The organism is uncultured Bacteroides sp. (assembly GCF_910578895.1).
GTDB lineage: Bacteria > Bacteroidota > Bacteroidia > Bacteroidales > Bacteroidaceae > Bacteroides.
The window spans coordinates 13,655-28,449 of record NZ_CAJTSC010000017.1 but is presented as its reverse complement, the minus strand read 5'-3'; the positions used below and the strand labels follow the sequence as shown (position 1 = coordinate 28,449).

Here is a 14,795-nt window from a genome sequence, read left to right as displayed (position 1 = left end):
TAGTCTATATGAAAAACAATCTTTTACCACCTCACCCTTCGTAATTTTTTCTGTATAAATTATATATTTGGTATATCAATTTATTGAAGTAAGTAAAAACATTCAAAATAAAATGCAACATTTTAATTTAAAAGGAAAATAATGAAAAATGTGAAACAAGAATTGAGAAAGATTCCTTATCTGTTTCTGTTAATGCTGTTTTCGTGCTTGAGTTTGCAAGCGCAAGGGCTACAGGTTAAAGGAATAGTTACCGATTCCAATGGAGAAAGTATTATTGGCGCTTCTATTGTATTGAAAGGCAACAATTCCGTAGGTACCATTTCTGACATTGATGGTAATTTTATCTTAACGGTTCCTAAAGAGAACTTTGTTCTGGTGGTGTCTTTTATCGGCATGAAGTCGAAAGAAGTCAAAGCGAATTCCAAAGGCATTATTCGTGTGATTTTGGAAGATGACTCCCAACAACTGGAAGAAGTAGTGGTAGTGGGGTATGGTCAACAGAAGAAAGCCAGTGTGGTAGGTGCTATTACGCAGACTACTGGTAAGGTATTGGAACGTGCGGCCGGTATCACCGACATCGGTTCGGCTTTGACTGGTAACTTGCCGGGCGTTATTACTGCGCAGGACAACGGTATGCCAGGTGATGAAGAACCTAAGATTACGATTCGTGGTGCCAGTTCTTGGAACAGCAGTGACCCGCTGGTGTTGGTGGACGGTGTGGAACGTCCCATGAGCAGTGTGGATATGGCTTCTGTGGAAACGCTTTCTGTACTGAAAGATGCTTCTGCTACGGCGGTTTATGGTGTGAAGGGCGCCAATGGTGTTATCTTGATTACCACTAAGCGTGGTACTGAAGGTAAAGCGAAGATTAATGTATCGGCCAATGCGATACTTAAAACCCCCTCCCGTATCCCTAATAAGTTAGACTCTTATGATGCTTATATGGCTCGTAATATGGCCATTGAGCATGAATTGAATATAAATCCGGATTCATGGAATGACATCCGTTCACAGGGATTCATTGATAATTTCCGTAATCAGACTACGGTAGAACAGCGCGAACGCTATCCGAATGTCGATTGGAAAAAAGCATTGTTCAAAGATTTTGCGATGTCATATAATGCCAACCTAAACATTAGTGGTGGTACGAAGTTCGTGAAGTATTTCGCTTCTATCGACTATGTGCATGAGGGAGACTTGTTCCGTGAGTTCGAGACAGGACGTGGCTATGATAACGGCTATGGTTACGACCGTATCAATATGCGTAGTAATTTGGATTTCCATATCACCAAAACTACCCTGTTCAAGGTAAGTGTGGCAGGTTCCACTGGTTTGCAGGAACGTCCTTTCTATTATAGTAGTGCTACTAGCGGTACGACTACCAAGAAAGCGGGTGCATGGGCCGGAATCTATCGTACGCCGCCCGATATCTTCCTTCCGCGTTACAGCGATGGTTCATTAGGCTTTTATCCTTCTGATGTCAATATGTATAATTCTATTGACTTGATTGCAACCGGTGGTGCGGCACAACATACGACCACACGTATCACTACTGACTTCGTGTTGGAACAGAAATTGGATTTCATTACGAAGGGGTTGAAGTTCAGAGGTATGATTGCTTGGGATAACTCCTTCTTGGAGAAAGACCGTGGTATCGAAGAACCTCAATCGAATAACGGTTCGAATCAACGTCGTAAATATATCGATCCTGACACAGGACTTGTGACTTACCAATTCCCATTCGATAGCAATAACTACTTTGATATGTATCCTATCTTGGACTGGGACACCCGGGGCGGTGAAGTGGAAAATAAATCTACCCGGCGCAATTTGAACTATCAGTTGCAGTTGAACTGGGCACGCGACTTCAACAAGCATAGCGTTACGGCAATGGGCTTGTTCAGCCGACAGGAGACCGCCAGTGGTAGTGAAATTCCGCACTATCGTGAAGACTGGGCTTTTCGTACCACCTATGATTGGGACGGTCGTTACTTCATAGAATACAACGGTGCTTACAACGGTTCGGAGAAGTTCAGTAAAGACAACCGTTTCGCTTTCTTCAATTCGGGTGCCATCGGCTGGATGATTAGCGAAGAACCTTTTATGGCTTTCCTGCGGGAGAAAAAGATTTTGGATATGATGAAAATCAGGGCTTCATACGGTGAAATCGGTGATGATAACGTAAGCGGTCGTTGGCTTTTCCAAGATCAATGGGCATATGATAAGAATTGGCAGACTTTTATGGACCCCTCAAAACGTAAAGGAAAGAGCCCTTACAGTTGGTATCGGGAAAGTGTAGTAGGAAATGAGGATGTACATTGGGAAGTTGTACGTAAGTTGAATATTGGTATTGACTATGCTTTACTTGACGGTTTGTTGGCAGGTAGTGTGGAAGTGTTCCGTGACAAGCGTTCGGATATTCTTATCGGTGGTAGCAGCCGTTCGGTTCCTTCGTATTATGGTCAGAAACCAGCCACTGTCAATAAGGGTAAGGTACATACTCGCGGTTATGAATTGGAGTTGCGCTTCAACAAACGATTCAAAAATGAGATGCGTGTATGGGCAAATCTGAGTATGACCCACTCTGAAAACAAGGTGATTGTGAAGGATGACAAACCACTCTTGCCGAACTATCGTAAAGAGGCGGGCTTCTCCATCGAACAGGGACGTTATTACATAGATAAAGGCTTTATCGGTTCGTACGATGAATTGTATGGTAGTCCTAAGCATGAGGCAAATGATGACAGCCGTCTTCCCGGTGATTACTATATCGTGGACTTCGATGGAAACGGTGTGATAAATCAAGATGACCAGGCTCCTTACGGATATACCGGAACTCCGCAAAACTCCTATAACGCGACTTTAGGATTTGAGTGGAAAGGCTTTAGCTGCTTTGCCCAGTTCTATGGTGTGAACAATGTGAGTCGTAGTGTAAACCTTGACTGTTTCTCTAAACGCTATAATGTAGTGTTTGATAACGGTACTTGGTGGAGTGAGGCTGGTGATGCCGCAGACTTTGTCACTCCCCGTTGGGTAGCTCCGAAAGTAACGGCTTATGAAGGTACCCAATATGTATACGATGCCTCTTTTGTCCGCTTGAAGAACATAGAGGTTTCATATACCTTTAAGAACACTTTGACACGTCAATTGGGCGTTTCCGGTTTGCGGATTTTTGTAAGTGGAAATAACTTGTGGATGTGGTCGCGTATGCCGGATGACCGTGAAGGCAACTTCTCGGGTGGCGGTTCCAATATAGGGGCTTATCCTATTATGAAACGTGTGAATTTGGGTATAAAGTTCTCACTATAAATAAGTATTACTATGAATGTAAAGAGAAAAATATATAATTCGTTATGTGGCTTGTTGCTTGTCAGCGTATCGATTCCCTTTGTAGGGTGTTCTGATTATTTGGACAGGGAAGAGGATGCCATAGTGTCAAGTGATGAAGCGTTTAAGAATTTCTTCAACTTCCAAGGATATATAGAAGAAATGTATAACGCTATTCCCGATAAGGAAAAATCTAACGCAAGTGCGAGTGAATACAACTTGGGTGATGATGAAATACAGAATGTGAGTTATGGTGAGGGACGCCTTACTAACCAGTTCGATTTGGGAAATTTCAAAGCGTGGACAAATAATGGCTTGACTTGGCTTTGGAACTCGAGTGCAGATCCAACGGCACTTAAAGGACATGACAAATCACGTTCGCAAGCCTTGTGGCAGAATGCTTGGTACTGTATCCGTAAAGCAAACTTAGCCTTGGAAAATATGGATAAACTGATTGACGCTACGCAAGAAGAACGTAACCTGATAGAGGGACAACTCTATTTCTTCCGTGCTTGGTGGCATGAGGAACTGATGCAATGGGTGGGAGGACTGCCTTATATAGACAGAACTTTTGGTGCTAGTGAAGAATTCACTTTGCCTCGTCTTTCTTTTCAAGAATGTGCCGATCGTTGTGCAGAAGACTTCCGTCGGGCTGCCGATTTGTTACCTATTGATTGGGATGAGACAGAAGCCGGTAAAAGGACATTGGGGAAGAACGGACTCCGTATCAATAAGATTGCCGCATTGGGCTATTTGGGCAAAGTGTATCTTTGGGCGGCAAGTCCGTTGATGGTGCATGGCGCTCAATTAGGTGGTACAAAAACGTATGACTATGATAAGGAGTATGCCAAGAAGGCTGCAGAGGCTTTCGGTGAACTGCTGTCGCTTGTAGAAAACGGAAAAACGCAATATGCATTGGTTGAGTTTAATTTTTCCAATATTTATGATCATACCAAAGCAAAATCGGCTTCTACTTGCTATACGGATCTTTGCTACACACTTAAACAAAATTGGAAATATCCGGGTTCTACAGAAGCAATATTCAGAGGTGCATTACCGGAAGGTAATACCAGTTTGTGGAATTTTGTAACGCAATACGGACCGAAGATGAACGGTTTGGGGGTAAGAGGCAACGTCATTAAAATGGCTACCGCCAATTACGTGAATCTCTACGGTATGGCAAACGGGCTTCCGTTGAGTGATGATAATTCGCAATTCGATTCGGAACATCCTTATAAAGGACGTGACCCTCGTCTCTATCATGACATATTGTTTGATGGTGTTAAGTATCTGAACAAATCACTTAACAAGACTCATGTCGATTATAATTATAGATACTGTACTTTGTCTTCTAACGGTTTGATGAGGGATGTCATTAATGGAAGTCGTACCGGTTATTTTATACATAAGTTGGTGCCTCATACGGCCAATAGCCACGACCTTGCTTATAAGGACAATCAAGCTTTCCAAGGTTATGTAGCCTATATGCGTTTGGCGGACATTTATCTGATGTATGCCGAGGCCGGTGCTGCCATTGGTGGTGCTTCCTATAAATCGACTAATTTCGAGAAGACTGCCGAAGATGCTATCAACGTATTGCGCGACCGTTGTGGAGTAGGTCATGTAGGCGCGACATACGTAGCCGATCAGTATAAGTTTATGGACGAGGTCCGTCGCGAACGTGCTGTGGAATTGGCCTTCGAAGGTTTCCGTTTCAATGATTTGCAGCGTTGGTTGCTTCTTACGGAGTATCCTTACAATGTGAAAACTTCGCAGGAGTTCGACCGTATGGAAACAGACTCTTATTATGAGAAGAATGACCCTGCCAATGCACGTGTGGCAAATTGGAACGAGAAAGTTATCTTGAAACGCATTTATGGAACCAAACACTATTGGCTCCCGTTGCCCGACAATGATGTGTATCTCTATCCTGAATTTGGACAAAATCCGGGTTGGTAATAAGAAAATTAACAACAAAAACAATTTCAAATGAAACATATACAGAAAAAACTTCTTTTGCTTGTCTTGGCATCCATGTCAGTTGGAGCTTCTGTTTCCGCACAAAATGCGGCGGAGCTGATGGATTCATTGCTGACATCCGGCAAGCAAACGCAGATTGCTTATCGCAAGATAGCTTCCAAAGATATGTTAGGTGGTGTGTCTACTGTAGATGTCGAGGAACTGATGAAGAAGAATTATACCACTGGTACCTTGACCAATATGCAGGGCTATGTCGGTGGTTGGAACGGTAGCTTGCTTTGGGGACTTGATGAATATTTGGCTTTAGTGGATGGCGCTCCCCGTAATCTTGATACTGTGAAACCTGACGAAATCGCAAGTATCACTTTCTTGAAAGGTGCACAAGCCGTAGTTCTTTACGGTAGCCGGGCTGCTAAGGGGGCTGTATTGGTAACTACTAAAAGGGGAAAGGTCTCTCCGCTTGTAATCGATGTCAGAGCAAATACTGGCTGGAATGTGGCGAAATCTTATCCTGAATATTTAGGGTCGGCCGAATATATGACACTTTACAATGAAGCGCTCAAAAATGATGGCTTGAATCCGAAATATAATACGGATGAAATAACTTTGTCTGGTAGCGGACAGAATCCTTATCGTTATCCGGATGTGGATTTCTATTCGTCTGATTTCATAAAGAAAGCCTACAATCGTTCGGATGTTACGGCAGAAATATCAGCGGGAAGCAATCGTGCTCGTTTTTATGCTAACATCAGTTATTACAACGAGGGTGATCAAATGAACTTTGGTCAAGGTAAATACAACCGTACTGACCGTTTCAGTGTACGTGGTAATGTGGATGTGAATTTGAGTAAAACGGTATCTGCCTATGTAAACTCTAATGTATCTTTTTATAATTCCAAAGGAACAGTCGGTGGTGATTATTGGAATTTGGCCTCTACTTTTCGCCCCAATAGAGTAGCTCCTCTGATTCCGATTAGTATGATTGACCCTAATGCGACGGCAGCGTTGGATTTATTGAAGACTTCGAGTAATATTATTGACGGACAGTATTTCCTTGCAGGTACACAGGACGATTTGACCAATGTATTTGCTGATTATCATGCAGCAGGTAAGAGTAGTACCACTCGTCGTAACTTGCAATTTGATGCAGGTGTCAACATTGATTTGGGGAATGCATTGAAGGGCCTTTCTTTCCATGCGCAATATTCAATGGATTATGCTACATCGTATAGGACAAGTTACAATAATAAGTATGCTACTTTTATTCCGGTATGGGGAGAGGTTGATGGTCGTGATATGATTGTAAGTTTGACAAAGAGTGCTACCAATGATGAAAAAACTGGTAAACAGAGTATTAGTGACAGCAATTCCGACCGTACGATTACGTTGAATGCACATTTTGATTATAACCGTGTTTTCGGTAATGCACACAATTTGGATGCCATGCTTTTGGTAAGTGGCTTCCAGCAGACGTTTGCCGGAGTGTATCACCGTACATGTAATGCAAATATTGGCATACAGGCATCATACAATTATAAGCATAAGTATTATGCCGAGTTCAGTGGATCGGCTATTCATTCCGCGAGGTTGGCAGAGGGACACCGTAATGCTTTCTCTCCGTCATTCACTTTGGGATGGAATTTAGCTGAAGAAGGTTTCCTGAAAGGGTCTGCATTTGACGAGTTGATGGTTAGTGCCAGCGGAAGTATCTTGAATACGGACTTGGGAATTGACTATTATATGTATAAAGGCGGCTACGATATGGATGGTTCCAGTTGGGGATGGTATGATGGCGGAAGCCTGAAAACATCCCAGTCGCTACGTGGTGCCAATGATGACCTTACATTCTTGAAACGTAAGGAAATCTCGGTCAATGTACGTGCTTCTTTGTGGAAAAAGGTACTTACGGCAGATGTTTCGTTCTTTGTAAATTCTATGGAAGGCGGTATCATCAACTCTTCAAATCTTTTCCCAAGTTATTTTAACTATTCAAGTACTCAGACCCTTTTGCCTTATATTAATTATAATAATGACCGGAGAATGGGATTTGATTTTTCGTTGAACTATAATAAGCGTTTTGGCGAATTGGATTTCTCTGCAGGAATCAATGGTACTTATTATGCCACCAAGGCTACTAAACGCGATGATAGTACTTATGAGGACGCTTATCAGTATCGTCAGGGTAAAGTCATTAGCCCAATATGGGGATACGAGTGTTTAGGCTTTTTCAATGATGATGCTGAAATAGCTGCGGCTCCTTCGCAGACGGCATTGGGAGGTGGTGTCCCCAAACCGGGTGATTTGAGATACAAGGATCAGAATGGAGATAACATTATTGACTCGAAAGACCAGATCGCGTTAGGACAGTTTAATATACCTTTTACAATGGGTATCAATCTGACTGCCAAATATAAAAACTTTACCTTGTTTGTGTTGGGTACTGGTAATATAGGCGGTGAGAATCTTAAAAGAGGTAGTTACTATTGGGTTTCTGGGGAAAATAAATATTCTAAGGTGGTTTGTGGACGTTGGACGGAAGAAACTGCGGCAACAGCCACTTATCCTCGCTTGACAACCGGTAATGGTAATAACAACTTTACTAACTCTGATTTCTGGATGTATAAGAACAATCGTTTTGATTTGGCTAAAGTGCAACTTACGTATGACTTTCCTGTAAAGATGTTGCGTGGGAAACTGGTGAAAGCCCTTTCTACTTATGTAAGTGGTTCTAATCTGTTGACTATATCCAAGGAACGTGAACTTTTGGAGACTAACGTAGGTTCCGCGCCTCAGACACGTTTTTATAATTTGGGTGTGAAAGCGACTTTCTAAATACGAAATAAAAGAAATAAAATATGAAGAAAATATTGATAAACCTTCTGATTTGCATGCCGTTGCTGACATCTTGCGAGGACATGTTTAAACCGGAATTGGAAAATATATACGATGAGGGGTATATGCACCATCAACCGGCTTTTGCGCAAAGTATTTTGGGACATTCTTATTCCTTGCTTCCCTATACGAATGCACCGCAAAGTGATTTGGCTACAGATGATGCTGTTTCTAATGACATTGACAATAATTATCTGAAGATGGCTACAGGAAGCTGGGCTTCTAATAATAATCCGTTGTCGCGTTGGACAAGACATTTTTATGCCATTCAGAATATCAATGTGGTATTAGAAAACTGTGATCTGGTGACATGGACGGAAGATGAGTCCGCTAACGCGATGTTTAATATGCACTTTAAGGGTGAGTGCTATGCCATGCGTGCATTACATACTTTTTTCCTGCTTCAAACGCATGCGGGACGTTCCGCTGATGGTCAGTTGTTAGGAATTCCTTTACATTTGGAATCGGAGGGTGCAAGTTCGGACTTCAACCGTCCTCGTGATTCTTTCCAAAAGTGTGTAGAACAGATTTTAGCCGACATTGACCAGGCTATGGAATTGCTTCCTTTGGACTTTGGTGATGTAACTTCAGCAGAGGAAGTTCCGGCGAAATTTGTTCAGGCAGGTGCTAATGCGGAAAGCTATAATCGTGCTTTTGGTAGCCATATGCAGGGTAGAATAAGTAGTCGAATCCTTGAGGGAATACGTGCTCAGTTGTTATTGATGTCCGCCAGTCCTGCTTATGGTGATGCTTCCGGTGTTACTTGGCAAAATGCAGCCGATAATGCGGCAATAGTATTAGACCGTATAGGTGGCATTTCGGGTATGGCTTCCAATGGGGGAACTTGGTATGCCAATGTGGCTGAAATGAACAACCTTCCGGCAGGTGAAAATCCGCAAGAGATTCTTTGGCGCAGTAGAGTTACTGAAAGTAATTCTCGTGAAACGGACAATTATCCCCCTTCTCTCTACGGTAATGGGCGTGTGAATCCGACTCAAAATTTAGTTGATGCATTCCCGATGGCGAATGGATATCCTATTACTGAAACATCGGGAAATTATGATGCCAATCATCCCTATGAGAACCGTGATCCCAGGTTGAAAACATATATTCTTGTAAATGGAGAAACACAGGGTGTGAGAAGTGATGTAATTGTCACAGGAACTTATGGGACAAACCTTGATAGATTGAATGGTGAAAACGGGAAATCTACCCGTACAGGATATTATCTACGTAAACAATTACGTTCAGATATAGACCTTACACCCAATCAAACTACTACACAAAAGCATTATACGGCTTATATCCGTTATACGGAGATTTTCCTTGCTTATGCCGAGGCTGCCAATGAAGCTTGGGGACCTGTTGGAAAAGGAACGCACGACTATTCTGCTTATGATGTAATAAAGGCTATCCGTACACGTGCGGGTGTAGGTGTTGACAATGGCGACCCCTATTTGGAAGATGCCAAAACAAATAAGGATAAAATGCGTGAGTTGATTCGCAATGAACGCCGTCTGGAACTTTGTTTTGAAAATTTCCGCTTTTGGGATTTACGCCGTTGGAAAGTGGATTTGGCGAAGCTGAACGAAACGGCAAGGGGCATGGAGATAAGTAAGGCTTCTGATGACAATACTTTGACCTATTCCTCACTTGGGGTAGAACCCCGTAATTATAAGGATTATATGTATTATGGTCCTATACCTTATAGTGAAACTCAAAAATTCAGTAACTTGCAGCAGAATGCAGGTTGGTGATTCTATTGTTGAATTTATAAAACAATAAATGATATGAAACTATTCAGATTATTTACAATATTATCTATTGGAGGTTTGGTCGCATTGCTTTCTTCCTGTGAGAACATGGATGTTTCTTTCCCCGATTACGAAGGTGGCGTGTCGGTCTATTTCCCTTATCAGTATCCGGTACGTACCATTGTACTGGGAGAAGACGAGTATGACACTACGCTCGATAACCAACATAAGTGTAAGATTTATGCTACTATGGGAGGAGCATATAATGGCCGGAACATTAAATTGGAGATAGCGGTAGACAAAACTTTGTGCGATCATCTTTATTTTGGGGATGATTCGAAAGTAAAGCCTATGCCGGAAGAATACTATTCTCTTGCGAGTAATGAGATTCTTTTTAATGGTAGTTTTCAAGGTGGTGTGGAAGTACAGTTGAATGATGCGTTTTTTGCAGATCCGGCTGCCTTGAAAAACACTTATGTGATACCTTTGGTGATAAAGAACCAGACTGGGGCTGATCGGATACTCTCCGGCAAGCCTATCATTGAGGGTGACACTCCCCAGCGTCCTAATTCTTCGTATTGGGATGTGAAGCCCATGGATTATGTACTCTACTGTGTGAAGTATATCAATCCTTATCATGCTTACTATCTTAGAAGGGGAAAAGATATTGTGATAGAGAATGGAGTGACTACTACAGAGGTGCGTCATAAGCAATATGTAGAGAATGATGAAATCTGTTCTACTATTACTCAATCATTGAATTCCGTCATTTTCCCATTGACTACCAAGTATGTTGATGGAACAGGAACCCCGCAGAACTTAACGTGTGATTTACTCCTTACTTTTAATGAAAAAGGAGAATGTACCATCTCTTCCCAAACGGATGGCGTTACTGCAATAGGAACCGGTAAGTATCTGAAAAAATCAGAGAAAAAGGCATGGGGAAATAAAGACCGTGACGGATTGTATCTGGATTATAAGGTAGATTTTGGAGGAGTAAAACAACTTCAAACAACAGATACTTTGGTATGGCAGAGAAGGGGAGTCACTTCGGAAGAGTTCACGCCTAAGTATGTAGAATGATGTAATAGTGAAAGATTGGAAAAGTTATATTGTAGTTCAGTGAACTTTTCATACTAAAAGAAATAGGGTTGGTTCCATTTACAGGACTGACCCTATTTCTTTTTTCCTGACTTTGCCACGCTAAAAACTACAATTTTGTAATTACCTAATGGATAGATTTTTGTAATTTTGTGTCACCCTAAAATGGGTGATACGCTGCAAAAATGCATATCAGGAGGAAGAAATATCCATCAAGTAATGTAGGAATCATAGTCGTTGAGAAAATCAACAGCAAAATGAAAGAACTTACCACAATCGGTATTGCCAAATTAGATGAGGAGATGGATACTTTGGTCAAACGAGGGCGTGAATGGATCGACAGAGAGCAACAACGCAGACATCCTCGCCTTGATCTGTTTGGCGAGGAGAGGATAAGGTGCGAGCAGGAACGGATGAATGCTGAGTAATTTTTGAACAGCATAACCAACATTACCATTGACGAAGTTGACTTTATCCTTGACAAGGTATTTGAAATGCCGCATATCCATGCAGACCGTATGCGCCGCTTTCCCCGTTGGGTGGAGAAAAGCGGGGCGGTGAGTAAGTAAAGCGATGAAATCGCTGTCTTTTTGGCAGCGAAACGTATCTCTTGACGCGCTTTGTGTACTTTCATTCTCGTTGCGCGCTTTAGGTACATGGATTCGATAACTTTACTATTGGAAAAAAGCGTGTATGCTGCTGCTTTTTTCATCCAAATCGCTTGTATTTATCATAATTTATTCTTATTATTGTCAAGGTGCTATTAACCCTTCGATTTTTATGCCATGAAGAAGATTTTAGTCGGAATCGGAGTGTTACGTACTCTTGTTTGGTGAATTCTATTTTTGAATGGAGAATGGTTTGGCGCATGTATTCCATGTGGTGAAGCCTGCGAAATATCTCATAGCGATACGCTTTGGATGCTTTATATTAACTTAACCGGTTACCGAAATGAAAGATAGAACTCTATTCGCATTTATTTTGTGTGTTGTTTTTGTGTTGGTGTGTTCAGGCTGCAAGACTACCGACACCGCCGTGGGAGATGCCGCCCATCGTGTCGCCCTGCATGCCTTGACTTCCCGTAGCTGCAAGATTGTGCTGGAGGAAGTTTACATTCCTTCCGACCGTCCCGAAAAGCCCCGTGTGCGACAGCTCTCGGGCAGCTATCTGTTGATAAAGGGAGATAAGTTGCAGACATACCTCCTGCGTGAAGAAGAGGGCTTGAGGTTGTTTTTCTATGACACTCCGCTCAACCACGGCGAAGCCGACTTGCAGATGGACGACCCGCGGGTGCGGAAGAACGGAGATACCGACATTCGTTTGCGGGTACTGGGCGACCAGCCTCATTTGGCCTTCGAATGGGTCATGACGCTCTATCGCAACTCCGACCAATGTTTCGTCCGGTCCGGTAAAATCTACAGCGGAGGCAACTTCGGCTTCAAGGGGCGCATCGTGCCCTTGTCCGGGGGAGCGGCACTGACTGAATGATAATGAGGACTTTTCCCAATAAACCTGTCCTAACACTAATTTTTATTAATCGTATTGAACAAAGGGAGAAAACTTAATCGGCGGATTGAGTTTTCTTCCTATATTTGCTGCGTTTTATTCCGAAAATGGATAAGGGCTTGTTCGGACAGGCTCTAAAAAGAGTTTTTGAAATTAAAAGAAGGAAGAGAAATGAGCGAATATACCAAGCATCTTACTCCTCGTCCGGAACTGAGAGAACGCATCATCGACACTGCCATACAGGCTTTTTCGGCGCACGGCATCAAAAGTATCACCATGGACGACATTGCCACTTCGTTGGGCATTTCCAAACGTACGCTTTACGAAGTCTTTTCCGACAAGGAAACCTTGCTTGAAGAGTGTATCCTGAAAGGACAGAAAGAAGGTGATGAATTTTTGAAACAAGTGCTTGCTACATCCGGAAACGTATTGGAAGTCCTGCTGAAATGCTACCAGCGCAGCATCGAGAAGTTTCATGCCACCAACAAGAAGTTTTTTGAAGACATCAAGAAGTATCCCAAAGCCTATGCGCTGATAACAAGCCGGCATAACAGGGATACGGAAAAAGCCGTGGACTTCTTGAAGGAAGGCGTGGAGCAGGGCATTTTCCGCGATGATGTGAACTTTGCCATTGTCGATTTGCTGGTAAGGCAACAGATTGACTTGATGATGAATACGGATATTTGCAAAAAATACTCTTTTTTGGAAGTTTATGAAACCATCATGTTCACCTTCCTGCGTGGAATCTCTACGGAGAAAGGGGCGCACGAACTGGAGGTGTTTATCCGGGAATACCGCAAAAAGACGATTACCGGAAAGAATGAGACAGAGAACAAATAGAAAACGATTAATTACTTTATGAAGATGCAGAGATTTTTTGAGGGTAAGAAATGGATGTTGGCCGTTGCCATATTGCTGGCAGGCGGCTACACACAAGCACAAGGGACGAAAGAGATTTTGACCCTGAACCTTGACAAGGCTTTGGAGATTGCTTTGAGCGATAATCCCACCATCAAAGTGGCGGAAGAGGAGATTGCGCTGAAAGAAGTGGGCTACAAGGAAAGTTGGCAAAGCCTGTTGCCCGAAGCGAGTATTTCGGGAAGTATGAACCATACCATTACGGCGCCGCAGTTCAGTATCGGAGACCAGACCGTGAAAATGGGTAAAGACAAGGCGAATACGGTCACCGGAGCGTTGAACATCAGCCTGCCCCTGTTTGCCCCGGCGGTGTATCGTGCCATGTCGATGACCAAGACGGATATTGAATTGGCGGTGGAGAAGTCGCGGGCTTCCAAACAGGACCTTGTAAACCAAGTGACAAAGGCATACTATCAGCTGATGCTGGCGCAAGACTCTTACGATGTGTTGCAAAAGAGTTATAAACTGGCGGAAGACAATTATAACATTGTCAACGCCAAATATCAGCAGGGTGCTGTCAGTGAGTTTGACAAAATCACCGCCGAGGTGCAGATGCGCAGCGTGAAGCCGAGTGTTATCTCTGCCGGCAATGCCGTGACGCTTTCCAAATTGCAACTGAAGGTGCTGATGGGCATCACTGCCGATGTGGATGTCGACATTGACGATAGCCTGGCTGCGTATGAAGGCGTGGTGTTCGCCAATCAGTTGGACAATGCGGCTCACGAAGGTCTGGCAAACAACACCACCATGAAGCAGTTGGAACTGAACCGCCTGATGCTCCAGAAGAACATCAAGTCGTTGCGTGCCAACTTCATGCCGACATTGGGTCTGGGATATTCCTATCAATACCAGTCCATGAACAACGATAACTGGAACCTCTTCAACTATAATTACGGAAGCAGTTCATCGCTGGTATTCAACCTGAGCATTCCTTTATATAAGGCAAGCAACTTCACGAAGTTGAAAACGAATCGCATCCAGATGCGCCAGTTAGACCAGAACCGTATCGACACGGAACGCAAGCTGAACATGCAGATAACGAGCTATCAGGACAATATGGCAGCCAGCTCGGAGCAGGTGTCCAGCAACAAGGAGAATGTGATGCAGGCGGAAAAAGCGGTGCAGATTGCCGGCAAACGTTATGAAGTGGGCAAGGGAACCGTGCTCGAGCTGAATACCTCGCAGGTGCAGCTCACCGAGGCGGAGCTTACTTACAACCAGTCCATATACGATTATCTGGTGGCTAAGGCTGATCTTGACCAGGTGCTGGGAAGAGACTATATCATTAAGAATCAGAAATAAAATAAAAACGACGAT

10 protein-coding genes are annotated in these 14,795 nt (G+C 43.2%); all 10 read left to right on the top strand.

Translation table 11 applies throughout. The annotated features are described in order from the left end of the window. The first annotated feature begins 141 nt into the window (after positions 1-141). The 10 genes from QZ327_RS06225 to QZ327_RS06180 all read left to right on the top strand — a co-directional run bounded on the left by QZ327_RS06225 (position 142) and on the right by QZ327_RS06180 (position 14,780). Complete coding sequence (locus tag QZ327_RS06225) at positions 142-3,309, top strand: TonB-dependent receptor (protein ID WP_294618036.1); 3,168 nt, start codon at positions 142-144, stop codon at positions 3,307-3,309. Positions 3,310-3,321: 12 nt separating this feature from the next. Further along, entirely contained in the window at positions 3,322-5,286 is a 1,965-nt protein-coding gene (locus QZ327_RS06220) for a RagB/SusD family nutrient uptake outer membrane protein (RefSeq protein ID WP_294618034.1), read from the top strand. Positions 5,287-5,316: 30 nt separating this feature from the next. Beyond that, entirely contained in the window at positions 5,317-8,139 is a 2,823-nt protein-coding gene (locus QZ327_RS06215) for a SusC/RagA family TonB-linked outer membrane protein (RefSeq protein WP_294618032.1), read from the top strand. A gap of 23 nt (positions 8,140-8,162) precedes the next feature. Continuing rightward, on the top strand, positions 8,163-9,956 hold the full coding sequence (locus QZ327_RS06210; RefSeq protein WP_294618030.1) for a RagB/SusD family nutrient uptake outer membrane protein: 1,794 nt from the start codon (positions 8,163-8,165) through the stop codon (positions 9,954-9,956). Between the two features lie 33 nt (positions 9,957-9,989). After that, a complete protein-coding gene (locus tag QZ327_RS06205) occupies positions 9,990-11,036 on the top strand; it encodes a DUF5627 domain-containing protein (RefSeq protein WP_294618028.1) in 1,047 nt (348 codons plus the stop codon). A gap of 275 nt (positions 11,037-11,311) precedes the next feature. After that, positions 11,312-11,482 carry a hypothetical protein gene (locus QZ327_RS06200; protein ID WP_294618026.1) on the top strand — a complete coding sequence of 57 codons (171 nt, stop codon included), beginning with the start codon at positions 11,312-11,314 and terminating at the stop codon, positions 11,480-11,482. Positions 11,483-11,485: 3 nt separating this feature from the next. Next, on the top strand, positions 11,486-11,623 hold the full coding sequence (locus QZ327_RS06195) for a hypothetical protein (protein ID WP_294618024.1): 138 nt from the start codon (positions 11,486-11,488) through the stop codon (positions 11,621-11,623). 382 nt (positions 11,624-12,005) lie between these two features. Next, positions 12,006-12,542, top strand: a complete 537-nt coding sequence (locus QZ327_RS06190; protein ID WP_294618022.1) for a hypothetical protein — start codon at positions 12,006-12,008, stop codon at positions 12,540-12,542. A gap of 189 nt (positions 12,543-12,731) precedes the next feature. Then, complete coding sequence (locus QZ327_RS06185; RefSeq protein WP_294618020.1) at positions 12,732-13,400, top strand: TetR/AcrR family transcriptional regulator; 669 nt, start codon at positions 12,732-12,734, stop codon at positions 13,398-13,400. Positions 13,401-13,418: 18 nt separating this feature from the next. Beyond that, positions 13,419-14,780: a TolC family protein gene (locus tag QZ327_RS06180; protein ID WP_294618019.1), complete on the top strand. Its 1,362-nt coding sequence runs from the start codon at positions 13,419-13,421 to the stop codon at positions 14,778-14,780. Positions 14,781-14,795 lie beyond the last annotated feature (15 nt).